The organism is Photobacterium rosenbergii, assembly GCF_003026455.1.
Taxonomy (GTDB): Bacteria; Pseudomonadota; Gammaproteobacteria; order Enterobacterales; family Vibrionaceae; genus Photobacterium; species Photobacterium rosenbergii.
In genome coordinates this window covers 296898-322181 of sequence record NZ_PYMB01000003.1, presented here as the reverse complement: position 1 = coordinate 322181, position 25284 = coordinate 296898, and the positions used below count along the sequence as shown (strand labels likewise).

Here is a 25284-nt window from a genome sequence, read left to right as displayed (position 1 = left end):
ATTTAGCTTTCTTGCTGTGATTCACAAAAGTTCAATGGCTTTACATTGTACTGCATAGCTTTTGATAGTTGGACGAAAGATAAAAATTAGAAAGTAATATGTTGAAATTTCCAACATATTACTTGCGTCACAGGTTCATGTAGATGATTAGTTGAAATAAAATCAGTGCTATAGGGTATTCGCACATACATTATTGAGTATGATAGGTTGAAAGATAAATGTGCGAAATTCAATCTATAAAGCTGTTATACATTTTCGAGGAAGTTATGGATTTAGAGAATATTGCTTCAATAGCGACAGCAATTGGCGTTGGTGTTGCAACTTGGCAGATACGCGAAAGCAAAAAGCTCGCTCAAGTAACGTTTGAAGATTCATTTAACCAACAATATAGAGATCTAATTTACGCAATCCCGGTTGATGCGCTTCTTGGTAAAGACCTGCCTGAGCCTGAAAAGTTAAAAGCACGCGAAATTGTGTTTAACTATCTCGACTTGTGTAACGAGCAAATTGCTCATAGGCACAGTAAGCGTATAAGTGAGCGCCGCTGGAAGGACTAGGCGAGTGGAATTGAAGAAAATATTAATAGAGTCTTGTTCTCTGAAATTTGGTCCGAGGTTAAAAAATCTGCTCCAGGAACATTTAGTTTTTTGGAAAAACTAGAGAAAGAAGGCTTCAAGTCCGATCCCAAGGTTTGGACAAATGTATAACAAACTGTTCAAGAGGGATTCGCAACACGTGGCATTTTTACTATGCGTTGAATTTATAGTGATCAAGGTGGTATGCGGCGGCTTCGGTATTGCGTCGCTCACCCTTTAACAGGGCTATATGGACTCCCCCGGTTGTCAACAACAGTGTTAGAGAATGGAAGGTTGGGACTGCCGCTCTACTTCGGTCTGTTTATTGGCTTTTAACGCCATGCCCCTATTGACACTACGCGGTTGCGGATCCTCATTCGTTAGAAGGCATCTACAGTGCCCGCCGCATTATCAGGTTTTCCCGCAAAAGATCTGAACCTTACATCATCATTGGCTATTGCAATGACCCGGTGAAGTCAGCTATTCCGTTAGAAAACAGTTTGGTTTTATAGTGGTTGATATTCGGTGTCGTTACTTAGCAGCGACCATATGATTCGTGCATTCTTTGCGGCCAGCCCAACAACAGCCCGCTTGAAGCTCCGTCGTTCGACTAGGTCTTTACACCATAAACTCAAGCGTTCGGTCCTGTTGCCGTTGGCGGAAATGAACGCTCTAGCACCATGAACTAGTAATGTCCGAAGGTATTTATCGCTTTTTTTGGTGATTAGGCCAAGTCTGGGTTTACCGCCGGTTGAGTATTGCGTAGGAACTAGCCCAAGCCAAGTAGCAAAGCCTCGGTCTTTATCAAATTGCTCACCTTTACCGATACTGGCGATAATGGCAGTGGCGGTAATAAGGCCGATACCTGCAGTTTTCATTATTTTCTGTGCATTATGGCTACGAGAAACAAGCATGTTAAAGCAGTTTTCTTGGTCGGCAATACGTTGGTTGATGCTGAGTAAGTGATCGTAGCTATCGGAGAGGATAGCCCTTGCTAGGTCAGGCAATTGATTTTCAGCATCTTCAAGTGCTTCTGGAATGGCGGTTTGTAATGCGTGCCTGCCTTTCGGTGCGATGATGCCAAACTCGGCCAGCATTGCTCTTATTTGGTTAAGCAACGCTGTTCGCTCATGAACCCAGTTATCACGAGCGCGATGTAGCAACAGGATAGCTTGCTGCTCAGGAGATTTGATTTTGACGAAGCGCGTTGAAGGGCGGGTGACAGCTACGCAAATCGCTACAGCATCGTTGAGATCGTTCTTGGCACCCGTTCTGAAAGGCGCCACATATTTGGACGCCATGATTCTCGTTGTATGGCCTAACTTAGCTAACTCACGCGCCCAATAGTAAGAAGTACCACAGGCCTCCATTCCTACAATAGCTGGCGATATATTGGCAAAGGTAGAAAGGACTTTTGAACGAGTTATTGATTTATGGATCAGTACCTTGTCATGTTCATCTTCGCCATGGATACTGAACGAATGTTTGGCTAAATCAATGCCATAAATTGATTGCGACATGGTGGCCTCCAAGGAGTGTAGTCAGACTTACCAAGTGTGGCAGAGCCTGATGAGGGGGAGTCCATGTCATTCGTTACTTTAACTCGCGGAAGTTTAAGGAAAAGTAAGTGCAGAAACACTTACTTTTTATCTGCTTAGCCGGCGTATTTTTCGTATAGATTTTTTGCCATTTCATTGAATTCTTCTTTTGAAATCGCTTCATCATCTAGCATTCGTTTTAGCTTATCCATTTCTTTGTCAAACTGTTCGCGTTTTTCAGTAGACATTTTCGTATATACATCCCACATTCTTCTTGCAGCGTCCAAAGTAATAGTACCGCCAAATACCCAATAGACTAGTGTCCAGCCAGTTGCGCCAACAACACCAATTGGAGCAAATGCTGTTGTTGCAGCAATTAACGCTGCTGTCCCACCTGCAGCTAAAACACCGCGCATGATAGGGTTATCAACAGCATCTAAAAACTTTTCAACGTCTATCACTTTATCAAACATAGTAATTCTCAATTATAATGAATTTTATGGAGTGATATACTGTTTGTTGTCTTGTGGCTAGTAGCATTGCCCCCATAAACATAACAATAAAATTAAGAGTGATTTACAACGCTCATCGCTCTCACTTCAGGTCAGATTAGTGTTTATGGCACAGTGGTTTAGATAGGGTGGCAGCGTTGTTCACACCTAAATTTGGCGTTATAAATCACCTCAACCGACACTAGTAAAAACGCAGTAGAAAGTCCTACTTTTGAACTAGTTTATAGTGCAACTAGGTTATTATCTGATAGAATTGGTTTTTTTTGTATTCCCAAAGGGTATATTTATGGATGAATGGGTAACACGTCAAAGTGATAGAAAGCGTAATTCAGAAACGAGACATGAGTATTTATACAGAATAGATCAGAGTAGAGTTATTAACTCTGTGGCTTTCCGTCGACTTCAATCTAAGACCCAAGTGCATGGTGTTGGTGAAAGCGATTTTTTTAGAACTCGATTAACCCATTCAATGGAAGTTGCGCAAGTAGGGAACTCCATAACTCACCGCCTTAACTTTATAGCGGAACAAAGAGAATGCTCAAGTAAAAAATGGATTGCTCCAATTCCTTTAATAGAAACTATCTGTTTGGCGCATGATTTAGGGCATCCAGCATTTGGGCATAATGGTGAAAGAACACTCAATTATTTTCTGCATAAGGATGGCGGGTTTGAGGGGAACGGCCAAACATTTCGAATATTAAGTAAGCTAGGTGAATATTCTAGTGATTTTGGCTATAACCTTACACGTAGGACTTTGTTAGGAATAATTAAATATCCTGTGTTATACAGTCAGTTGAAACGCGAATATCCAAACCCAGAACAAATATCTACAACAGATATTGGTCAATGGTCACCTCCCAAATGTATTCATGACACAGAAAGTGATACGCTGGACTGGGTGCTCAACCCATTCTCTGATCGAGATAAGGAGTTATTCACTTCTGTCGGTGAAGTGAAAGGTAAGCTGAAGTCTCAATTTAAATCGTTTGACACCACTATCATGGAGTGTGCCGATGATATCGCATATGGTATCCATGACCTCGAAGATGCTCTAGTTATGCAACTCCTACATCGAGATGAAGTCTGCGAAAAATTAACTCATGAGCTTGAGGAACTATCTGTAATAGTTACTAAGCGTTGGGGTAACACCAATAAAAATTACCTTTCTAATAAGTTGGCGTCTGGTCGTTTAGAAGATACCAAGGCTGCTATTAGCAATATTATAAATGTACTTGTAAATGGGACAACAATTAGTAAACAAGATAAATTTGAAAGTCCGCTATTGGATTTTCAGTGTACGATGGATAGTGAGCGCCATGAGATACTTGGTTCATTTAAAGACTTTGTTTATGAGCAAGTAATATCTCAACCTAATGTTCAAACATTGGAGTTTAAAGGTCAAAAAATAATTACAGATATTTTCTCAGCGCTCAAGTCTAAACCATATGCGCTTTTACCAATAATTGTCCAAGAAAAAATATCTGAAGATACGAGTTTGGATCGTGTAATAGCTGATTACATTTCTTCTATGACAGATACAGAAGCGTGTAAATTGTACCAAAGGCTTTTCACGCCTGAACAAGGTTCAGTATTTGCGCCGTTAGTTTAAATTTATAACAAAGCATTTATGAGTGATTCCCAACGCTTGGGATTTTCGTCTCCGCGTTGGGTTTCGTGTTTAAGGCGCCTAGTTTAGGTTGGGTGGTAGCGCTGCTCACTACCTAACGCGGCCTTATACGACAGCCCCAAGCATAGCTTCAAATACATTACAGCCTTTTGATAAACGTAATTTTGTGGTCATCATCATCGTAGTAATGCTCTATGGCTCCTTGCTGAGCGTAGCCAATTGCACGGTAAAATGATCTTGCCGTTCGAAAGTCGTCTGTACTCGAGGTTTCTACAATAAGAAGTCTTTGCCCTTTTTGGGTCAAAGTACTTTCCATTAGTTGCATCAATTCTTTACCGATTCCACGTCGGTGATGTTCAGGATCAACGAGTAGCATGAGTACATTCCATGTAGCGTTGGTCATTTCCATTGGCACGCAGTATGCGACACCAATCATTCGCTCGCCTTCAAATTTACCGAACCATACAGCCTCACTAGATTCGCCTTCAAAAGTATCAGCAATGAATGAAACTTCTTCTGGAGCAAAAATTTGTGTCTTGTTCACAAGCTCAAGCATTTTTGCTTTATCGGTAAGTTGTAATTGTCTTAGCATAAGTACTCTTATGTATCTATTTTTCCAAATTATATACGATGCAGGAAGTATCACATAAAAAGTATTAGGCAGGTTTCCAACGCTTATCATTTTAAGTTCAAGGTTGAGTTTTTAGTATCGAGGGAACGATGCAAGATAAAAGAGTAAGAGACGTATATAGTTCGTATTTCCAATTTAATAATAAGCGAACGCTATCAACAGACCTACCAAGTGATCTTTCTATCCTTGAAGCAGGAGGATGTTCTGTTTTTGTCGACCAAACACGTAGGTACGATAATCAGATAATCATTCATGATGTAAGTAGTCCAGAAAACTTAGAGAATCACTTTAAGCGGTTTAATCATGGCATTTCGCCTGAGATTTCTATTGAGCCCAAAGCGGATACAAATGAGTTGAAAGCCTGGCTATCAAACTGTGGGCTTGCACCCGCTTATGAACATGAGTTTCTTGAGTTACGGGCATCAAGTTATGTTGCACCCACAGACATTTCAGAGTCAGTATCAGTTGAACGTTGGGACCACAGCAAAGTTGATGATTTTTTGGCTTTACTCAAAACCTCAGGTTTAGAGTGTACCGATAATATCTGGCAAAAGAAGCGCTCTTTCTATTGTACCGATACATTCCGTTGCTATGTGGCAAGAATAAACGGTAAGCCTTGTGCTTGGGCAACGAGTTTTATCGAACATGAGCATGCGATATTAGCTAATGCGTACACCCAAGAGAATTTTCGTTCTATGGGCTGCCAAACTGCTTTACTCAAAGCTCGAATAGAAGATTCAATCTCGTTAGGTATTCAGGTGCTATTAACTGACGTAATGCCAAACAGTACTAGCAGTAAGAACTGTAAATCAGTAGGTTTTAGTCGTGCTGCTATACGAAGTGTTTGGTGTAAAGAGTAGAAACATAACAGGGTTAGCTTTGCTCACCTCTTAGGCGGGTAATTAGTAATGATGAGGTCAATTGAAAGTGCCTTGTTTCTAGGTGATGCCTAACTGTATCAGCAACTGTTAGGTATGGATTAAAAGGACTTAAGATGTACAAAATATATAACGTCAATGATTACCCGAAAGGTATCTTGGAGTGCGCAAAATACATCCACTCCAAGTGGGGCTCCCAAGAAAATTACCCATACTTTGAAAATGCAATGCTCAACTCAAGCAAGTCAGAAGATGCCATCCCACAATTTTATGTGCTGGTTAATAGCGATCAAATTGTCGGCTGCTTTGGCTTAATTATTAATGACTTTGTTAGCAGGCACGATCTCTACCCGTGGTTTAGCTCCTTATTTATTGAGCCCGAGTACAGGGGGAAGCGCCTTTGTGGAACTATGTTTGAACATGCAAGTAATGTTGCTAAGTCTATCGGGTACACACATCTCTACCTGACAACGGATCATGATGGCTTGTACGAGAAATTTGGTTGGACCCGCATAGAAGATGCTTATCAACCTTCGGGTGAAGTAACGAAAGTCTATCGCAAACCAGTATTACATGGATAACCGTTGAAACTTGCAAGATCCCCAAAGCGTGGCGTGCGTTGTCATACTGGAATTGGGTTCTATCTTATCGGAGTAATAACACACGGTATCTATCAACAAGGAGGGTGAAGTGAAAATAACAGTGTTGGATGACTATCAGGATGTCGTCAAAACCTTGGATTGTTTCGAGCTATTGGCTGGGCATGAGGTCACCGTGCTTAATGAAACACTGACTGAGTCAGAGTTAGTGGCCAAACTCAAAGACACCGAGGCCCTTGTGTTAATCCGTGAGAGAACGGTCATTACGGAGTCGCTACTTTCTCAATTGCCACGGCTTAAGGTAATTAGCCAGACGGGCAAAGTCAGTAATCATATAGATGTCCACCTGTGTGAAAAATACGGGGTCAAAGTCTTGGAGGGGCGCGGTTCTCCGATAGCACCTTCAGAGTTGTGTTGGGCTTTGCTCATGGCGGCAAGTCGTCATATCCCAACTTATGCTTCTAACCTTCAAAATAACCAATGGCAAAACTCAGGCGTGTTAGGGCTTGGACGTACCCTCAAAGGCTTGAAACTAGGTATCTGGGGTTATGGTAAAATAGGGCAGCAAATTGCTCAATATGCCAAAGCTTTTGAAATGTCAGTTGTGGTTTGGGGCAGTGAGCAGTCTCGCAAGTTAGCCCAGGAACATGGCTTTGAATCAGCGGTTTCCAAGCACGATTTCTTTTCGAATTCAGATATTGTTTCACTTCACCTGCGTCTAAATGATGCCACGCGAGAGTGTGTGACTGCAGGTGACTTGAGGCTAATGAAGCCGGATTCTCTATTTCTCAATATCAGTCGTTCTGAACTTGTTGAGAAGTCTGCGCTCTACAATGAGCTTCTTGCTGTACCAACCAAGCGGGCCGCGGTAGATGTGTTTGATAAAGAGCCTGCATCTGTCGGTGATGAACCGTTGCTTTCTTTGCCTAATGTTACCGCAACACCGCACCTTGGTTATGTGGAACATAATAGCTATGAGCTGTACTTTAAAATAGCTTTCGAAAATCTGGTGGCTTTCGAGCAGGGGTCATGATGAACATGGCCCTCGAAGTAGGGCCATGTTGCGGGAGATTTAATGGCTTGGCCTCTCTAGCACTTCGAAGGCTAACTCGGCAGCTTTTTCAATATTGTGACACCCTGTTATTTTCCCCGAGCTGATTGGCCCTAACACATTTACATACAGGTCTAGCTGTTTGTTAAATGGCAGACTTAGCTGTTCGTATAAGGCTTGGCGAATTTGGGCATGCTGCTCAGGAGCGTGGGCAGCAAGGCGTTTTAGAGTGTCATGAATGAGTGTTGTTGTGTTCATCAGTATCATTATCGTGATTGGGGGTAGGCTGATTATATAACTGATAGAATTCATAGCGCTGTGATATATGTCATACAATACCACAATTCAATTGTGTTGGTTTAGAAGTCATACCACTCAAGTCCGTGATTAGGGGGGATGAACGGACTTGAGTGGTATGTTTATACAGTGTTGGCATGTAACAAAATCTCACGAAGTTGTTATCACAATGTGTACTTAGTTCCGAATTTTGAATAATCCCTTCCGGTAAGATTTGTTAGAAGCATTATTTCGTATAGTTTTGTGCCAAATAATCGATAAATATATGAAAATAATATGAATAAAGAAGAAACCATGGCTGGACAGGCTGTCTACTCGAAGAAAGTGCTGTCAATCTATGATTTTTGGGTATTAGGTGTATCAAACCACTACTTCTGGAAATGCCCGACGAAGTTGATTAGAGAGCAATTTTCAACGCTGGTGTCACCTAATCACCTGGATGTCGGGGTTGGCTCCGGTTACTACCTGAAGAACTGTTTGCCTCAAACAACAAAGCGAATTGCCCTGCTGGATTTGAATGAAAATAGCCTTGAGACAGCCTCCAAAGCCATCCACCATTTTCAACCCGAAGTTTACTGTGGAGATGTACTCGAGCCACTTGATTTAAACATCGAAAAGTTTGATTCAATTAGTGTTAACTACTTGCTGCATTGCTTGCCCGGTAGTTTCAATGAAAAAGGCGTTATGTTTGGCCATTTGAAAAGCCAATTGAACGATGGCGGTGTACTGTTTGGTAGTACCATCTTGGGCAAAGGGACAAAACAGAACTTTTTCGCCAAAAAACTGATGGGTATTTACAATAAAAAGGGCATCTTTAGTAACCACAACGACGAGCTCGATGCGTTGGTGGCATCACTCAATGAATACTTCATTGACGTAAAAGTGGAGTTGATTGGCTGTGTTGCTCTGTTCTCGGCTAAGAAGCCTTCGTAACAATGCTCATGTAATTGATTGCCTATGGCAGATTGGCTGCTGGGTCGTTTAAATCACTTTAACGGTATGTTTTCATTTGAGTAAATGGAATTGGCTCGCTAAAGGTGCCAAGAACTATTACCATACGCTGATTGTGTTGTTAGTTAGAAGTAGAAAAATATGTCTTTGCCTCCTTGCCCGAACTGTCAGTCAGAGTACGTTTACCAAGATCAAAACCATCTGATTTGTCCAGAATGTGCTTATGAATGGAACCCAACTGAACTTGCCGAAGAAGAGGCTTTGTCAATTAAAGATGCCAATGGAACGCTGTTGGCTGAAGGCGATAAGGTCACAGTGGCGAAAGACCTCAAGGTGACAGGAAGCTCATTGGTCATCAAGATTGGTACCAAGGCCGTTGTTCGCCGCATCGTAGACGGCAAAGATCACCAACTCGATTGTAAAGTCGATGGTGCCGGTGAAATGATGATTACTGCTAAGTACGTCAAGAAAGCCTAAACGAACAAACACTGCATTGGCTGCCTTTGTGGTCAATGCATCCTTTCTAAATTAAAACTGGCTATCCTGTCTGCAACACTAAACATTCCCTATCAAAAACTCTTGCTTGGTATCGAGCCATCGAGGGTATTGAGTCATAGCTTTGGAATAAAGCGGGTTCTGGTAATGTGTATTAAGCCATCGCTCGAGATGAGAGTAAGGAGCGCCTAAATACCACTTTCTATCAACTCGCGAGAACTGTCGGATAAACGGCAATACTGCGTAGTCAACCAAGCTTGGACGCTCACCCATCAAGAAGGTTTGTTTGGCTAAATGATATTCAAGAGTACTGATAAATTGCTCACACTCCTGACGGTAGGTCAGGGCATTATTGTGATGATAACGAGCGGCAATCTTGTACTTATCTAGTGAAGGGACGAAATCATTGTCATTACGATATATCAATGAAATCATCTCGGTTTGATGAGAAAGAGGCTTATCACTTAACAGCAAATTAAGAGGGTCATTTTGCTTAAGGGCCCAAAGCATGATATCTAGGCTTTCATCGACCACTTCTGACTTATTTATCACCAATACAGGCACTGTTCCTTTTGGTGAGGCCTGGAGCATCTCAACCGGTAAGTTGCGGGTAACTACATCACGTACCTTTACAGGTTGTTGAGCCATTAATATTGCGAGCCTTGCCCTTATGCAATAAGGACACCTCCGCAAAGAGTAAAGGATTGGAAGTGACATGTATTTAGCCTTGTAAGTTTAAGGTTATCTTTCTGATTTTAGACCTGATTAGTTACAAAGTTGATCGGCTTGACTTATTCTTTGCAATAAATAGATGTTATCTGTGATGTTTCATGGTGAGAATCAAGCTGAAATAATCAAACAGCCTATTCAATAGAATTGATTATATGCGTCCGCACTTCACGTTTATCATCGTGTAAAAACAGGTGCTGTACCAATATGAAAATCTTTATTGTTGATGACACTGAAACAGCGCTTTCAGTGCCCTTGATACTTAACGCCATGTCTCATGAGCTTCGTATTAGCCTCTTTAACAAGTTAAATACTTATGTTGAGCATGGTGATATTTACTCTTGTAAGAATCTAAAAGTACTGAAACCAAAAATTTGGAAATACAAAGGTACGATATATAAGTTAAGAGTCGATGCTGGAAAAGAATCGATAAGGGTACTTTTCGCAAAAAGCAAAGAAGGCGATATTGTTATTATTCACGTCTTTGTTAAAACAACAAGAAAGACACCACAGAAAGAGGCCTATCGGGCTATAACGGTAAACAATCTGCTTTATAAGTTGGAGAAAAAGCTATACATAAGCTAACGTGATATTTTAATCGTACTTTTATGGAAAAGGAGTTTCCATATGACCTTCGAGATATGGATCTACTATGTACTTGCAGTGCTGGTTCTTACCGCGTCACCAGGGCCAAGCTCGTTATTATGTATGACTAAGGGAGTCACGGCAGGCTGGAAAATTGGCGCATATACCGCTTTGGGTAGTTTGACTGCTATTACGTCTATATTGACGTTATCCTTTACTGGACTGGGAGTCATTATTGCCTCTTCTGAGGTGGTGTTTAATCTGATCAAGTGGGTAGGTGCAGGGTATTTGATCTTCCTTGGCATTAAGTCGTTTACATCTAAAAGCACTCATTTTGAAAGTCCATCACCAGCAGTTACAGGCCCAAGCCATTTCGCCAGTCACTATATGAGCGGTTTTATAGTCGGAGCCAGTAACCCTAAAGCGATTATCTTTTTTACCGCGCTTTTTCCCCAATTTATCAATCCGTCAGAAGCGCTTTTTTTCCAATATTTGGTGTTTGCTATCACATTTGCAGTGTTAGAGCTTACTTGGTTACTTTTTTATGCCTATCTAGGATCCAAGTCTTCAAACTGGGTATTTGCTTCAGGGAGAGCGGAGATGTTCAATAAACTCACAGGTGGTGTGTTCATAGGGGCTGGTACATTACTCTCAACAGTTAATCGCAGTTAAGTCGGTTAAAACCTGAGTTTAAATTCAAGTGGAAAATCATGGAAGAGTTACAAGGTGGCCGAGAAGGTCAAATCTATCGATTGAAAGATATTGTATATCGGCCCACTCAAGAGTGGACGCCTGCTGTACATAAGTTACTCAGATACCTTAAAACCCAAGCTTTTCATGCGGCACCGACTGTTTTTGGGGTAAACCAAGAAGGTTATGAAATGCTCTCTTACATTAAGGGTGAAGTATATAACTATCCATTAGTCGGGCCAGTTGCCACCCAGCAAGCCCTTTCATCTGCAGGCTATCTGCTGCGGCAGTATCATGATGCAACGGTAAGTTGGGTGCAGAGCCCACAAAATGCTGATTTGTGCTGGATGCTACCAAGCCGGGAGCCACAAGAGGTTATCTGCCATGGTGATTATGCGCCTTATAACGTGGTGTTGGATGGAGAAAGCGTAATAGGGATTATTGATTTCGATACGGCCCATCCAGCGCCAAGGGTATGGGATGTCGCTTATGCTGTGTATTGCTGGGCGCCATTTAAAACACACCCTCACGATGCATTGGGTGATTTAGTCGAGCAGTCAGTTCGAGCAAAACTATTCTGTGATGCTTACGGTTTAGCCAAGGAGGATCGTCTACAGCTCATCGATACAATGATAGAGCGATTGAACGCTTTAGTGTCTTTTATGGTGAGTGAAGCTGAGAAAGGCAATATATCATTTGCCCAAAATATCTGTGACGGTCATCATTTGGCATACCTTGAAGATGCTCGATATATAGAAAGAAACCGAGATGAAATTACATCAATAATATGCTCTCTCTGATTCCTGAGGAGGCTTTGTTTTGTCTTCCATTCCTAAACCAAAACCGGAATGGCTTAGTGCGATAGATGCGAATGTTTATAACAGGTCAGTTATAACAGAGTGAACTGTAGCACGTTTATTATAACCAAAGAATGGCATGATAATTCCTATCAATATGAGCCAGATTTAATAAGGAAGGCCATGGAAAGGGATTTATTTGGAACGACTTTACCTATTATTCAGTCTCCAATGGCTGGAGTACAAGACAGTAGTTTGGCCATTGCGGTCAGTGAAGCCGGTGGCTTGGGCTCCTTGCCTTGCGGTATGCTGAGTATTGAAAAGATCATTAGTGAAATAGAGTCGATTAAATCTGCTACTGATAAGCCTTTTAATCTTAACTTCTTTTGCCATGAGATGCCGAAGTTCAATCCAGCTCGACAGGCTATGTGGCAGGAGACTCTCAAGCCTTACTTTACGAAGGTGGGGACGCTGTGTGCAAGTCAGTCGAGTGCTGCGAGTCGATTGCCCTTCAATCATGATATGGCTGATGCGATAGAACCTTTTTCACCACCAGTGATCAGCTTTCATTTTGGCCTTCCTGAGAAAGACTTATTGGCTCGAATAAAGCGTTGGGGGACAAGGGTAATATCCACAGCCACTACAGTCGATGAAGCCATATGGCTGGAATCACAAGGTGTTGATGCGGTTATCGCCCAAGGCATTGAAGCCGGTGGGCATCGGGGAATGTTTCTATCAGAAGCGTTATCGAGTCAGTTGGGCCTTTTTTCATTAGTACCTCAAATAGTAGCCAAAATAAATATACCGGTTATTGCAGCCGGGGGTATCGCTTCGAGCGAAGGGGTTGAGGCTGCTATGATGTTAGGTGCTGAATATGTTCAGGTAGGGACTGCGTACCTACTTTGTAACGAGGCCAGAACTTCACCTATCCATCGTATGGCACTTAAAGATAAGAACTCAAACCTTACCGCTGTAACCAATATATTTTCTGGTAGGCCAGCTAGAGGTATTGTGAACAGGGCTATGGCAGAACTAGGGTGTCTTCGTGAAGATGCCCCTGAGTTTCCTTTTGCTTCCATTGAAATGACCCAACTGCGAGCCTTGTATGAAAAGCAAGGCGTCGGAGACTTCTCACCGTTGTGGAGCGGACAAAATACTTCAGGGTGCAAGGAAGTATCAGCGAAGGAATTAACTCAGTTACTTGTCCAAAATTTTTAGCATCCATCAAGACATATAGAGTCGAATTTAACGCGTTTCTATTCGAAGCGTTACAATATTAATTGGCGCGCAGTAATCTAGTTTTTATTTGAATTAAGGTATTAAGTGAGTGTGATGTCTCAGCCAAGACTGTTACAGGCTAAAGTTGTTGATATTGAATGCGGTGACAACGTCACTATTATTGAACCGTCAAATGTGTACGGTTGTACCTTGGAAAACGATGTCTTTATTGGGCCTTTTGTCGAGATCCAGAAGAATACAATTATAGGTGAAAGGACAAAAGTGCAGTCTCACACCTTTATTTGCGAGTATGTCACGATTGGTGCTGATTGCTTTATCGGCCACGGCGTGATGTTCGCCAACGATTTGTTCAAAAGTGGGGAGCCGGACCCAGACCCTGAAAGTTGGGGGCGTATTGTTATCGAAGATAAGGTTACCATTGGCTCTAATGCGACTATTTTGCCTGTGAGAATTTGCTCGGGAGCAGTGATTGGGGCGGGTAGCGTCGTGACCAAGGATATTATCGAAAAAGGCATTTATGCAGGGAACCCAGCAAGAAAATTAAGAGACTTAGCTTGATTGTTCTCACTCAGGGCGCAGTCAAATCTTCATTTGTTCATCAAGCAAGGAGCTAACATGACCAATACCTTTACCTGGTGCGATCTATCTACTTTTGACTTTGAAGAAGCTAAACATTTCTACACTGAGTGCCTAGGTTGGGATTACCAGGATATGGGCGAGGGTTATGCCTTGTGCGAAGGGAAAGGGGAAGCGACTGCGGGCTTGTACACCATGCCAGAAAATTTCCAGCGTATGGGGATGCCGTCATTTTGGATGTCATACATTCAAGTCGGTGATATCTACAAAACTGTTGAATTGGCGAAGCAACATGGAGCGAAAGTTGAGGTTGAGCCACAACTTGCGGCTGGTGGTGGCATGATTGCTCTGATCCGTGACCCTTCAGGTGCGGGCTTCACCTGCTATGACGGTAGTGATCTGGGTGTTAGCCAAGCCGGAAAGCTTAGCCAGTCTGTCCAACATGGACAAAGGATTTGGCATGAGTTGCATATTTCTGATCTCTCGAAGGTAGAAGCTTTTTATCAGCATGTCTTTGATTGGGAGATAAGAGCAACCAATGAGGTAGGACGCTACAACGTGATTGTGTCGGGTGAGCCTATCGCAGGCATTCAGGTGACTAGCAATGACATCAAAGGGGATAAAGAATATTGGGGAGTATACTTTGCAGTCGACGATCTCGATGCTGAGTTAAAGCATATTGAGCAGAGCGGTGGCCAAGTTGTTGCCGAGCAACCGTTGGGCGAGCGACGTGCAGTTTTGGCCTATGACTCGCAAGGTGCAGCTTTTTATCTGGTTGAGCAGGGTGCAGTAGCAAATAAAAATCGCAAACTGGGTGTCGGGCAAAGTGGCCTGTTAAATAAAATACTTTCTTATAAGTTTAAATGGCGGGCAGTGCTTGGGCTGGTTGTCATTGCACTGGCTGTTGTTACGGAAATGAACTGGGTGTGGGGTGTGCTTTTCCTGCTTTGGGTGATACCGGACATTAAAAGTGGGTCGACCCATTTTTTGGAGCATGTAGAGCGCAACAGTAACCCTGTTGTCTATTGGTTGATTGTCACTACCTGGGTTGTGCTATCGGGCTATTACTTGTTGAATTAGGGTAGAGACTAGCACTCTGATCGTGAAAGCAAACTTACGATTGTGACAAGTTAAACGAGAATGGGGGGGAAGCTTTGAAAAGTAAGATTGGTGCGGAGGGAGGGACTTGAACCCTCACGTCCTTGCGGACACTAGCACCTGAAGCTAGCGCGTCTACCAATTCCGCCACCACCGCATGTCATCTTACTCATCAGTAACTAAGTATTTTGGAGCGAACAACGGGAATCGAACCCGTGTCATCAGCTTGGGAAGCTGAGGTAATACCATTATACGATGCTCGCATCACTAAGTGACTGATTACAAAGAAACGATAAGCCTAGACCGTTCTTCTCGCAATCCTAAAAGATAGAAATTGCTACGCCTATCACGCTTTAATAAAGGCGGTTGTTGAGGTTGATTGATTATTAAACAAATAACATGTTGGTCGGCGAATTGACTGCTACTCGTTAACACTTTCTATGTACGCGAAGATGTCATTGATGTCTTCTTTCGATAGGGTATGACCAAAAGCTGGCATCTTTCCTTCCTGGCCATTATCTCCCTCGAGAACAGACTGGATAAGCTCTATCTTTAGGCTAAACGGATTCTTTAGTTCGTCAAAAATATTATCGGGCTTTACTTCCAATGCGATAGCAACGGTTCCGTCACCATGACCTTTATCGCCATGACAGAAAACACAATTTGCAAGGTACTGAGACTGACCATTCTCAATATCCACTGCTGTATATGGGTAATTCGCCACAATGGCGTAAACCATACTGCTAGCCAGTAAGATGATTGCAGTGATGATAAGGTTTACTCGGCTACGTTTCATTTGTCTGCCTGCGTATTAAGTGGGTGAGGTATTGCTCTTGTATATGTTTTTAGCGTAAACCGTGTGAAAAAAGTGTCGTTGGTATAATGGAGCAGAAGGAGAACCCCGCTAACATATTTACCATCATGCACTAAGTTTATTTGGATAGGGCATTTCATTTCTATGCGGAGGAGTTGTTATGGTGCGCCGTTATTCAACATCATTGGCTAGCGTGTTGCTGGTTTTGTCTAGTGGTATGTTACTGCTTGGTTGTAATGATTCTGCTGAACCCATGGTTGGTGCAGATGAGGATGAGCATGGGTGTAAACAATCTGCAGGATACAGTTGGTGTGCGAAAACGGAACAATGTGAACGACCTTGGGAGTTAGCAGAACAAGAGGGTTTTGATAACACCGAAGAGGCATTTGAAGGCTATTGCTCCAACGAAAAAGAGAATGAATGAAACTGAACTTATCTACCAACTGACTTCTGGATAGTAAATTGTGGAGTACTGGTGTTATTAACGCCCTGCCTGTGCAGGGCGTTTTTGTATGCTGATAATGGAATAAAATTGGAAGCAGAGGTGGGCTAAATGAAACATCTATTAGGCTCACCATTAATTTTGGTCTATTCGTTTATTGAGTTGTGCAAAAAATTGAACATTACCTTTTAGGTATGGCTGTTTTGTAAATTCAATCGAGTATTTGCACAGGGATAGTTTGATATTGCTCGGTATTTCTGAAAAGAATAATTACATTTAGCAATATTTTGTGATTTATTGATTGAATTGTTAATTGTTCTCGATTTTTAAGTGCACGACACAGGGAGTTAAAAATGAGTCATTCAGAGTCAGATCTGAAAAACCTTAATCGCCGACAGTTTTTGAAAACCACGACAGGGCTAGCTGTTGCAGGGGTAGGCAGTGCGGTATTTAGTAGCCAAGCTTCAGCTTCAGAAGAACCAGTTGATTGGCAATCACTTAACCTAACAAGTGGTGATGAAGAGTTTTGGCGTGAAGTTAGACAGCAGTTTATTCTTGATAAAGATTCAACCTACATGAACATCGGCACAACAGGCTCTATGCCAAAGCCTGTGTTGCAAGCTTTCCATGAGAACAATAAAACTGTCGCGAAGTATCCATGGGATATGGATGGGAAGTTCGGTGGTTGGCCGTATGTTTCAGAGATGGTTGAATCTGTCGCGGCAGGCTTTGGTGCGGAACCACACGAGATCATTTTGAGCCGCAATACAACCGATGGGATGTGCTCGATTATCAATGGCCTTCACTTTGAGCCAGGCGATGTCATTTTAACCACACACCATGAGCATGTTGCCGCGTCGTCACCATTGAATGTTGTAAAACAGCGTTTTGGTGTAGAGGTTGTTGAAGTAGAGCTACCAATTTATACCGGTACTGAAAGTGTGAGCGAACAAGACTACGTAAAAGCGTTTAGAAGAGCGCTCAATGCGTATAGCAATGTTAAGTTGATTGTCTTCTCGCACATTACCTACAAGACGGGAACCCGCCTTCCTGCGAAGAAAATTTGTAAACTCGCGAAAAAATATTCAGTACCAACCTTGGTTGATGGAGCGCATACCATTGGCATGATGGATCTGAATTTCCATGATATCGATTGTGACTTCTATGCCGGTTCGGGTCATAAATGGCAGTGTGGCCCGGGGGCTACAGGGATCTTGTATGTTCGCGACAACGCTTCCCGTTTAGATGAGTATTGGCCAGAGTGTGAAAACCCGCTTTGGTATATCAACTCCTCGCTATCACATGCTGACTATCTTGGTACCCAACTGCAGATGCAGTATATAGGTAACGACCATTACCCGGCTAAGCAAGCGTTGGCTGACAGTTGCAAGATGTGGGATGAAATCGGTCGTGACCGTATCGAGTCGCGAGTATTGTCTCTCAGTAAACTTTGCAAGAACTTGCTGAGTAAAGCGTTACCTCAAGCGCTTATATTTTCACCCGATGTAGAAGGTCTCGACAGCGGCTTGACCACATTCAACCCATTCCCGTTCAATGTCAGTGATGGTGAGTTGCTAACCGAATTTAGAGATAGGTTGCGAGAAGACTACGGCTACATCATCCGTACTACTGACTTCAAACTATACAAAGATGACGCGGCTTCAACGTATGCATTGCGTATCTCTACGCATCTCTTCCACAATGAAAAAGATGTAAAAGGACTTGTAAAGGCGATTGAGCACCTTTACGCACAAATGGCTTAATCAAATCAACGCCCGGCTTTAGTTGGGCGTATTTCGCATTTCATGGATGAGAGGCTGAATAGATGAAAAAAGCAAAACAACTGACACATGCATTGGCTGCGACTGTATTGATGGGAACAGGTTTACTGGTCAGCACAACCGTGAACGCTGATGATCTCGCTGAGATCAAAGAAAGGGGTGTTTTACGTCATATTGGTGTCCCTTACGCAAATTTTGTCTCTTATATCAAAACGGATGATTTCGAGTCACTAAGCGGATTGGATGTTGAACTGGTTAAAGGGTTTGCCTCGTCAATAGGGGTTAAATACGAGTATGTACCTGCCGAGTGGAACAATGTTGTCGGAAAATTGACGGGCCAAAATACCTTCTATGCAAATAATGAGTTTGTATGGGGCGAACAAACTCAGGTTGAGGGTGATATCATTGCTAATGGTGCGACAGTGCTCGATTGGCGTGAAGAGATCGTAGATTTTTCCGCTGACTATTTTCCCTCAGCTGTTTGGTTGGTTGCACGGGCCGATTCCCCTTTGCAGCCAATAAAACCAACAGGTGATGTAAATAAAGATATTAATATCGTAAAAAGCTTAATAAATAATAAAGACGTTTTGGCGATGGAGCATTCTTGCCTCGATCCTAATTTGTATAACCTGTATGACACAGGTGCGAATATCATCCTGCCTGAGCCCGGGCGCAAACTGAACGAAATGGTTCCGGCCATATTAAATAACGATGCAGAAACCACGTTATTGGATGTGGCAGATACATTAATTGCTTTAGAAAAGTGGCCTGGTGAGATCAAAGTTATTGGACCGGTCTCACAAGATCAACGTATGGCTGCAGCTTTTAGGAAAACTAGCCCCGATTTACGTCATGCATTTAATCAATACTTAACTAAGATTAGAAATGATGGGACATATCAGAAGCTTATAGAAAAGCATTATCCGTCAGTCTTTTATTTTTATGGCGACTACTTTACTAAGAGCAATGAAACTGATTTATGAAGAAATGGATTGAAAAACTGTCAAGTAGTAACCTTATCATTCTTGCCGCAGTACTTCTGGCGGCATATCTGATATTGATTTTGGCAGTGACCAACCTTGGCCAAACAAGGTTGAAAGAGTCCCAGCATCGTGAGTTAACACTTAAAGTACAGAGCTATGCCAGTATGCTTGAGTACTTCTATAGTGTATCGAGTGAAGAAGTTTCAGATTTTACCACAAGCCGTGCAATGACAACTTTCTTTGCCAACTTAGCGTCGGGCATGTCGATGGAGTATGGGCTTGGGGCCAGTTTGATGACGCTTGATCATGAGCTTAATCAACTGGTTAGAAATAAGCTAATTAACAAAATTCCGGTATATAAACGGTTTATATTGGCAAGTTATGATGGAACGGTAATTGTTGATACCGCTGATAAAATCAGTTTACACGTTGATGTAACGCGATTCGAAGATATATCCGAAGAGACCCATGTGTTACATACCCGCCATGACCTTGAGCAGCCCCACAGTGAAATATTCAAAACGGTATATTACTCAGGTCGTCCTGTGGCTTATTTGATCGCTGATATCAATACAACGGTGATTATTGAGCAGTTAACGGCCCAAGAGTATGAAGGTAGTAGAAGTAAAATGCTGCTATCGACGGGTGCTGATGATATTTTGGTTTGGAACTCGATAAAAGATGATCCTTTTGAAAATTCAAATATTATTTTCTATGAGTTGCCGATTGAAAACACACCATATCAACTACAAGGGTGGTTTTCTCCAATTAATGAAAAAGATATTTTTACATCTGGTTGGTTTGTTGTCGGTATTTCGTTTTTGGCAGTGCCGGTGATTATTGGCTTGTTTTATACTTTTAATATTAATAATGCCAACATTATATTAAAAACGAAATTTGAAGAGTCCCACAAACAGCAAAGGGTACTGGCTGTTCAAAATGAAAGGCTAGTTGAAGAGATTGATCGAAGAAAACTATCTGAGCGAAAATTAGCTTATCAAGCTTCTCATGATGCTTTAACAGGCTTACCTAACCGTAAGTTCGGCAACGAGCAGTTAGAACTCGTTATAGCCAATGCGATAGCAACCGATACCAAGGTGCTAGTCATGTTCATTGATCTGGATAATTTTAAGCAGATTAATGACACGTTAGGTCACTTAGCAGGCGATTATATTCTTACGGAAAGTAGTCAACGTCTGCTTTCGGTGCTGAGGGGATCAAGCGTATTAGCTCGTTTAGGGGGGGATGAGTTTTTGCTTATAATTCCTGAGCTCAGTGATGAACAATTTGCCCAGTCATTATCATCGTCAATTTTATCATTATTTGAGCGCCCGTTTATTTGGAATAACCAAGAGTTCTTTATTACCACCAGTATTGGTATGTCTGTCTATCCTCAGGATGGAGACAATACCCACCAGCTTTTGGCAGCAGCAGATACCGCGATGTATCGGGTTAAGCAAGATGGACGGAATGCGTATCGGTTTTATGAAGACAGTATGCTGACGGATACTCAACGTTCCCTGGATTTAGATGGGCGTCTGCGTCAGGCCATTAGTAACAATAATATAGAAATGCATTATCAGCCTATCTTTGATTTGGAAACGAACCAGATTGTAGGGGCAGAAGCCTTGATGCGCTGGAATGATGAAAAACTAGGCTTTATCTCTCCCGAAGAGTTTATCCCATTAGCTGAGAAGAATGGTTTGATCCATAAACTGGGTGAGATCGCCATCAATCAAGCATGCCACCAAGCTGCTCGTTGGCAATCCATTATCCCTATCAAGATCTCTATTAACTTCTCGAGTGTGCAATTTAGGTATTGCGAGAAGCTATTCGACCAAATTCAACAAGGTTTACGTTCATCAGGTTTACCAGCGAACAGGCTAGACATTGAAGTGACGGAAAGTTTGCTGTTTAACCATACGCAAGATGTCATTACTCTGCTAAATAACCTAAGAAAGCAGGGAGTAGAGTTGACGATTGATGACTTTGGTACGGGGTATTCAGCACTGAGCTATCTGCAAAAGTTTCCTTTCGATAAGTTAAAAATTGACCGGTCATTTTTGATAGATATTGATCAAAATGAACCTAACCGAGAACTAGTCGGTGCCATTATTGCGATGGCGAAAGCGTTGAATATCCATGTTGTTGCCGAGGGGGTAGAGACCCGCTGGCATACAGATTTCCTTTTGGAGAAAGAGTGTGATTACGGGCAGGGGTATTACTTCAGTAAGCCACTTCCAGCTAAACTGTTTGAACGGCTTTTGTCTAAAAATCGGGTACCGCAATCTGTTGCCTGAGAGTGAAAAGTAACGGTATAACCCAATAAACGCAGAGGAAATGGGATTCACTCTGCGTTTAATTTTTAGAGGGTATTAGCCAGTGATTACAGGGCTTCCAGCGCGAAGTGCTCCGCAGGCTCAACAATCTCATTTTGTGCAGCGATGGTTTGTAGCTCCCATTCACCTCGGTCTGACGTTTCTTTCAGGACGGCATAACACGCATCATTACAATGGCTGAAAGCGTCTTTGGCGCTACCTTTAGCTAGGTACTGACCGGTAAATAGGGCTGAAATAAGATCGCCAACGCCAACAGGCTGCTTGTCAAACTCAAGGTGAGGGCGTTGCGCTAGCCAGCAACCTTCCTGAGTTGCCAACATCATGGAGAATTTTTCACTTGAAACGCTGTGCAAGTGTTTAACCAGCACCATTTTCGGGCCTTTGTCCAATGCAAGCTGGCAAGCTTTTACTGCATCTTCCAGAGAGTTGATTTCCATGCCTGCAAACTGGCTGAGCTCAAACTGGTTTGGCACAATAATATCTGCCATTGGCATCAGAGTATTAATAAGGTGCTCGGCAATACCAGGCGCGACAATACAGCCTTTATCTGGCGCTCCCATGACTGGATCGCAGACATACAAAGCTTGCGGATTAGCCGCTTTTACTTTCTGGACGGTGTCTTGAATCGCTAGGCACTGTTCTGCACTGCCTTGGTAGCCGCTAAGTACAGCTTCACAGTTCTCTAGCTGACCAATCGCTTCCATACCAGATACTAGGCTGGTGATATCTTCTGCAGCGAAAGCGCGCCCCGTCCAACCTTCTTTATATTGGGTATGATTTGAGAACTGAACAGTATGAATTGGCCAAACTTCAAAGCCCATGCGTTGAAGTGGAAAAACGGCTGAGCTATTTCCTGCGTGCCCATAAACGACATGTGACTGAACAGAAAGAATACCTTTCATTATTTTTATCCTGTTGGGTATGTGTACGACACCGATAATAATGTGACAGACCATTTATCACAATGTATTAATATATAGTTGTTACATTGCAGTGCTGAAAGCATGGATAGTTATTGGCGTATTTATGCCTATTGGGATAAAGAGGAAAGGAGGTCACATGGATGTTCAGGAAATCGTCACGACTGCAGATGTTGAGCAAGGGCTGATTGAGTTATTGATTGAATGTGTTAACGAGGGCGCATCGATCGGTTTTTTACCCCCTTTAAAGAAAGTGGAAGCCATTTCTTATTGGCATCATGTTGAAGACGAGCTCACTAAAGGGGAGCGACGTCTATTTATTGCTAGAGAAAGCGACAAGCTGGTGGGCGTAGTGCAATTGGCTTTATGCCAAAAAGCCAATGGGATCCACCGGGCAGAAATCGAAAAGTTAATGGTGCTTCCACAACAAAGAGGTAAAGGGTGTGGTAGGGCTTTAATGGTTGCAGCTGAAAATGCTGCAGTAAAATTGGGTCGGAGCCTATTAGTGTTGGATACCCGTAAGGGTGATGTGGCGTCTAAACTATATTCCGCGATGGGCTTCCAATTTGCTGGTGAAATTCCTGCATTTGCGATCAGTGCGACTGGCAATTTAGATGCGACATTACTGTTTTATAAGCAACTGCAGTAATGAATTAAGTTTGTATAGAGCAGGGTTATGGATACGCTGCTCGGCTTGAGTATCTAAACTTCTTCCTTTTTATCACTCTATAAATGGCTAGTATTCGCTAGCCATTTTTTATTCTGCTTAACGAAATAGGATTATTAATTCTAATTCTTAGAGCTGCTTTGGTTAATAAATAAACAGGAAGTAATTAAAATACAATATTCATCATACAAATTTGGGTTTTAATCGGGTTTAAGTTTGACGGGTTGATTATTATTCTTCTTTTTTATCAGTGCTTTACTGTTAATTTTTATATCAATATCACATATATGCAAAAAAATGCATTATCCATAGGTGATTTGTTGAATAAGTTGCTGTTGATCATGAAATTATCAGTTGTAAATTGCTAGTTTAGGTAGCGCATAATATTAAAGGAGTATAATATGCAAGACGCAAATTCTAGATTCCCTTTCATTGCTAGAGTTCTTATCTTCAGGCAGTTTCTTTGGGGCGCTGCATTCTATGGCACCTATGTTCTTCTTACCCGTTTTTTCCTCGAAGAGCTAAATTATAGTGAAGCTGAAACCATCATGATGATGGGGGCATTCGGGGCTGTCGGGCCTGTTTTTTCAGCGGTAGGTGGCTTCGTTGCTGACCGGTATATTGGCTCGTTCAGGGCGGTTTATATTGGTTACACCGTTTACACAATTGGCTTTTTCATCCTTGGTATGGGGGCAAGCACGCTTAATGTTCCGTTGAGTATCTTTGCGATAGCCCTTATCGGTTATGCGCGGGGGCTTTCTGCAACGAGCCCGACGGTACTGTTAGGTAATTCATATTCAGCAGATAACCGGGAGTCTTTCCAGCAGGGCTTGACCATCAACTATTCGATCAACAACCTCGGGTCATTTTCTTCAAAGTACCTGTTCCCGTTTATGGTGGCTTTCCTTGCCTATAAAGGGAACTTCTATATTGCATCTGGGTTAATGTCTATCACGCTTGTTTTGTTTGTCCTGTTCCGTGATCGATTCACGCAGGTAGGTAACGATATTGACCGCCGTCCTGTACCGATGAAAGTGTGGGGGGCATTCGTCGTGGGCTCAGCGGTAATGCTAGGCTTGGTATTTTGGGTATTCTCCAACCTAGATGAAGGTAAATACCTGCTTTACGCATTGGGTGTAGGTGCGATTGGTTATTTCATCTTTGAAATTACCCGCGCGACCACGGCATTCAAATACAAAATGTGTGGGGTATTGATCCTTATCTTCATCATGATCGTGTTCTATTTCTACTACGGTCAGATGCTAACCTCAATGAACATCTATGCGATAAACCTAATGGGTGATCACCTATTCGGCCTGATCCCTATCCGTCCTGAATCAAATGCTGCCTTCAATCCACTATGGTGTTTTGTCTTGGGTGGCCCAGTGATTTTTGTCTACGACTGGCTAGAGAAGAAAGGCTTTTCTCCGTCAATCCCGACGAAGTTTGCCGCAGCGTTCATGTTCAGCGCAATTGCATTCTCCTTGCTTGGGCTGTCGACTAATTTCGTCGGTGAAAGTGGCAAGATCTCTGCTGACTGGATCCTATGGGTGCATTTCTTCCAATCACTGGCTGAGTTGATTGTGGGTGCATTGGGTGCCGGGTTTATTTTTGAAATGGTGCCACGTTACCTGTCCGCTTTCTCTATGGGATTGCGTTCGGTTGCCTTGTCACTCAGTGGTATTTTTGCGGCTGTTATCTCAACCCGTATCGCATTACCAAAAGATGTTGAACTGACCCAAGAGATCATCGAAAACGTCTACGCGGGTTATTTCTTCAATCTTGCGGTGTTTGCGGTAGTCATGGCTTTCGTTACCCTTGCTTTGTCTAAAGTGATCACCAAGCTGATCCGTAAAGGTGAGGAACTGGAGAAGGAAGAAGAGACGAAGTCACTGACTCCTCAGCATTAATCCTTCCAATAGTTATCAGTAACCTTGAAGCGCCAGCATTAAGCTGGCGCTTTTTTATGTTGATGTGCTAACCCATGAAGGTGATAGGACAGATGACCGTTGAATAATCGTTGATTATGAACTTGGCACTTGTACTCCCCGGCCAATTGGTGTGATATTTACCGTATGAAAACACACGAGATAATGGAGGGTGTGTGAAGAAATACCTACTGGCCGTCGCCTTTGGCGCGGTGATGTTGACTGGGTGTGGCGAAGAGCTAAAAATCACCGCCCAGCCGCTAAAGAATGTTGATAACGTCAGCTATCACGATGGTAACCTGGATGTTTACTGTCTAACCGGTATCTGCCAATTTGAACTGTCGTCCAACAAAGACGTCGATCTGACCGTGACGATGCATTACAGCGAATCCCGCTCCTTTGACAAGATTGAGGGAGTCAGCGTGACCGGGCGTGGAGGTTCGACTGTCGAAATGCAGGGCGGAAAAAGCTTTCAGCTATCATTGGAAGCCAACAATCCACCAAGCACGATTCAAGTTGTCGATTACTACAGAAATTAATAG

27 protein-coding genes and 2 tRNA genes are annotated in these 25284 nt (G+C 42.6%); 20 read left to right on the top strand and 9 right to left on the bottom strand.

What is annotated here, in order from left to right; genetic code table 11:
• Window positions 1–266: 266 nt before the first annotated feature.
• A complete protein-coding gene (locus C9J01_RS11330) occupies window positions 267–557 on the top strand; it encodes a hypothetical protein (protein WP_237156943.1) in 291 nt (96 codons plus the stop codon).
• Between the two features lie 524 nt (window positions 558–1081).
• On the opposite strand, the gene C9J01_RS11320 is transcribed toward C9J01_RS11330, so the two are convergent.
• Complete coding sequence (locus C9J01_RS11320; RefSeq protein ID WP_107298239.1) at window positions 1082–2095, bottom strand: IS110 family RNA-guided transposase; 1014 nt, start codon at window positions 2093–2095, stop codon at window positions 1082–1084.
• Between the two features lie 134 nt (window positions 2096–2229).
• Window positions 2230–2586 carry a hypothetical protein gene (locus C9J01_RS11315; protein ID WP_107298238.1) on the bottom strand — a complete coding sequence of 119 codons (357 nt, stop codon included), beginning with the start codon at window positions 2584–2586 and terminating at the stop codon, window positions 2230–2232.
• A gap of 325 nt (window positions 2587–2911) precedes the next feature.
• On the opposite strand from C9J01_RS11315, the gene C9J01_RS11310 reads away from it, so the two are divergent.
• Window positions 2912–4234 (top strand): anti-phage deoxyguanosine triphosphatase, encoded by a 1323-nt coding sequence (locus C9J01_RS11310; RefSeq protein WP_107298237.1) that lies wholly within the window; start codon window positions 2912–2914, stop codon window positions 4232–4234.
• Between the two features lie 157 nt (window positions 4235–4391).
• Here the strand turns inward: C9J01_RS11310 and C9J01_RS11305 are convergent, their stop codons facing one another.
• Window positions 4392–4844, bottom strand: coding sequence for a GNAT family N-acetyltransferase (locus tag C9J01_RS11305; RefSeq protein WP_158264525.1), 453 nt, complete (start codon window positions 4842–4844; stop codon window positions 4392–4394).
• Between the two features lie 128 nt (window positions 4845–4972).
• Here C9J01_RS11305 and C9J01_RS11300 point away from each other — a divergent pair, with 128 nt between their 5' ends.
• The 3 genes from C9J01_RS11300 (at window position 4973) to C9J01_RS11290 (ending at window position 7393) form a co-directional block, all read left to right on the top strand.
• Complete coding sequence (locus C9J01_RS11300) at window positions 4973–5743, top strand: GNAT family N-acetyltransferase (protein WP_107298235.1); 771 nt, start codon at window positions 4973–4975, stop codon at window positions 5741–5743.
• Between the two features lie 134 nt (window positions 5744–5877).
• Window positions 5878–6342, top strand: a complete 465-nt coding sequence (locus tag C9J01_RS11295; RefSeq protein WP_107298234.1) for a GNAT family N-acetyltransferase — start codon at window positions 5878–5880, stop codon at window positions 6340–6342.
• Window positions 6343–6451: 109 nt separating this feature from the next.
• Window positions 6452–7393: a D-2-hydroxyacid dehydrogenase family protein gene (locus tag C9J01_RS11290; RefSeq protein WP_107298233.1), complete on the top strand. Its 942-nt coding sequence runs from the start codon at window positions 6452–6454 to the stop codon at window positions 7391–7393.
• 39 nt (window positions 7394–7432) lie between these two features.
• Here C9J01_RS11290 and C9J01_RS11285 read toward each other — a convergent pair whose 3' ends face one another.
• Window positions 7433–7672: a PAS factor family protein gene (locus C9J01_RS11285; protein ID WP_107298470.1), complete on the bottom strand. Its 240-nt coding sequence runs from the start codon at window positions 7670–7672 to the stop codon at window positions 7433–7435.
• A gap of 312 nt (window positions 7673–7984) precedes the next feature.
• On the opposite strand from C9J01_RS11285, the gene C9J01_RS11280 reads away from it, so the two are divergent.
• Window positions 7985–8641 carry a class I SAM-dependent methyltransferase gene (locus C9J01_RS11280; RefSeq protein WP_107298232.1) on the top strand — a complete coding sequence of 219 codons (657 nt, stop codon included), beginning with the start codon at window positions 7985–7987 and terminating at the stop codon, window positions 8639–8641.
• A gap of 159 nt (window positions 8642–8800) precedes the next feature.
• Window positions 8801–9136 carry a zinc ribbon domain-containing protein YjdM gene (locus C9J01_RS11275; protein ID WP_107298231.1) on the top strand — a complete coding sequence of 112 codons (336 nt, stop codon included), beginning with the start codon at window positions 8801–8803 and terminating at the stop codon, window positions 9134–9136.
• A gap of 78 nt (window positions 9137–9214) precedes the next feature.
• Here C9J01_RS11275 and C9J01_RS11270 read toward each other — a convergent pair whose 3' ends face one another.
• Window positions 9215–9871, bottom strand: a complete 657-nt coding sequence (locus C9J01_RS11270) for a glutathione S-transferase (RefSeq protein WP_107298230.1) — start codon at window positions 9869–9871, stop codon at window positions 9215–9217.
• Between the two features lie 219 nt (window positions 9872–10090).
• Between C9J01_RS11270 and C9J01_RS11265 the strand changes: the two genes are divergently transcribed.
• The 6 genes from C9J01_RS11265 (at window position 10091) to C9J01_RS11240 (ending at window position 14850) form a co-directional block, all read left to right on the top strand.
• Window positions 10091–10468 (top strand): type II toxin-antitoxin system RelE/ParE family toxin, encoded by a 378-nt coding sequence (locus C9J01_RS11265; RefSeq protein WP_107298229.1) that lies wholly within the window; start codon window positions 10091–10093, stop codon window positions 10466–10468.
• Between the two features lie 42 nt (window positions 10469–10510).
• Complete coding sequence (locus C9J01_RS11260) at window positions 10511–11140, top strand: LysE family translocator (protein WP_107298228.1); 630 nt, start codon at window positions 10511–10513, stop codon at window positions 11138–11140.
• Between the two features lie 38 nt (window positions 11141–11178).
• Window positions 11179–11958, top strand: coding sequence for a phosphotransferase enzyme family protein (locus C9J01_RS11255; RefSeq protein WP_107298227.1), 780 nt, complete (start codon window positions 11179–11181; stop codon window positions 11956–11958).
• A gap of 180 nt (window positions 11959–12138) precedes the next feature.
• Window positions 12139–13173: an NAD(P)H-dependent flavin oxidoreductase gene (locus C9J01_RS11250; protein ID WP_107298226.1), complete on the top strand. Its 1035-nt coding sequence runs from the start codon at window positions 12139–12141 to the stop codon at window positions 13171–13173.
• A 114-nt stretch (window positions 13174–13287) separates the two neighbouring features.
• Window positions 13288–13752: an acyltransferase gene (locus C9J01_RS11245; RefSeq protein WP_107298225.1), complete on the top strand. Its 465-nt coding sequence runs from the start codon at window positions 13288–13290 to the stop codon at window positions 13750–13752.
• A 57-nt stretch (window positions 13753–13809) separates the two neighbouring features.
• Window positions 13810–14850 (top strand): VOC family protein, encoded by a 1041-nt coding sequence (locus C9J01_RS11240; protein ID WP_107298224.1) that lies wholly within the window; start codon window positions 13810–13812, stop codon window positions 14848–14850.
• 88 nt (window positions 14851–14938) lie between these two features.
• Here the strand turns inward: C9J01_RS11240 and C9J01_RS11235 are convergent.
• The 3 genes from C9J01_RS11235 to C9J01_RS11225 all read right to left on the bottom strand — a co-directional run bounded on the left by C9J01_RS11235 (window position 14939) and on the right by C9J01_RS11225 (window position 15664).
• Window positions 14939–15025, bottom strand: a tRNA-Leu gene (locus C9J01_RS11235).
• Between the two features lie 32 nt (window positions 15026–15057).
• Window positions 15058–15131, bottom strand: a tRNA-Gly gene (locus C9J01_RS11230).
• A 158-nt stretch (window positions 15132–15289) separates the two neighbouring features.
• Window positions 15290–15664: a c-type cytochrome gene (locus C9J01_RS11225; RefSeq protein WP_107298223.1), complete on the bottom strand. Its 375-nt coding sequence runs from the start codon at window positions 15662–15664 to the stop codon at window positions 15290–15292.
• A 178-nt stretch (window positions 15665–15842) separates the two neighbouring features.
• On the opposite strand from C9J01_RS11225, the gene C9J01_RS11220 reads away from it, so the two are divergent.
• The 4 genes from C9J01_RS11220 (at window position 15843) to C9J01_RS11205 (ending at window position 21188) form a co-directional block, all read left to right on the top strand.
• Complete coding sequence (locus C9J01_RS11220) at window positions 15843–16106, top strand: serine protease (protein WP_201797818.1); 264 nt, start codon at window positions 15843–15845, stop codon at window positions 16104–16106.
• Window positions 16107–16477: 371 nt separating this feature from the next.
• Entirely contained in the window at window positions 16478–17887 is a 1410-nt protein-coding gene (locus C9J01_RS11215) for an aminotransferase class V-fold PLP-dependent enzyme (RefSeq protein WP_107298222.1), read from the top strand.
• A 62-nt stretch (window positions 17888–17949) separates the two neighbouring features.
• Window positions 17950–18888 (top strand): transporter substrate-binding domain-containing protein, encoded by a 939-nt coding sequence (locus C9J01_RS11210; protein WP_107298221.1) that lies wholly within the window; start codon window positions 17950–17952, stop codon window positions 18886–18888.
• A complete protein-coding gene (locus tag C9J01_RS11205) occupies window positions 18885–21188 on the top strand; it encodes a putative bifunctional diguanylate cyclase/phosphodiesterase (RefSeq protein WP_107298220.1) in 2304 nt (767 codons plus the stop codon). Before C9J01_RS11210 ends, C9J01_RS11205 begins: the two co-directional genes overlap by 4 nt.
• Before the next feature lie 86 nt (window positions 21189–21274).
• Here the strand turns inward: C9J01_RS11205 and pdxY are convergent, their stop codons facing one another.
• Entirely contained in the window at window positions 21275–22129 is an 855-nt protein-coding gene (pdxY, locus tag C9J01_RS11200) for a pyridoxal kinase PdxY (RefSeq protein WP_107298219.1), read from the bottom strand.
• Window positions 22130–22286: 157 nt separating this feature from the next.
• Here pdxY and C9J01_RS11195 point away from each other — a divergent pair, with 157 nt between their 5' ends.
• From C9J01_RS11195 to C9J01_RS11185, 3 genes are all read left to right on the top strand, one after another.
• Entirely contained in the window at window positions 22287–22796 is a 510-nt protein-coding gene (locus C9J01_RS11195) for a GNAT family N-acetyltransferase (RefSeq protein WP_107298218.1), read from the top strand.
• 419 nt (window positions 22797–23215) lie between these two features.
• Entirely contained in the window at window positions 23216–24724 is a 1509-nt protein-coding gene (locus C9J01_RS11190; RefSeq protein WP_107298217.1) for a peptide MFS transporter, read from the top strand.
• A 194-nt stretch (window positions 24725–24918) separates the two neighbouring features.
• On the top strand, window positions 24919–25281 hold the full coding sequence (locus C9J01_RS11185; protein ID WP_107298216.1) for a spore gernimation protein: 363 nt from the start codon (window positions 24919–24921) through the stop codon (window positions 25279–25281).
• The last annotated feature ends 3 nt before the right edge of the window (window positions 25282–25284 follow it).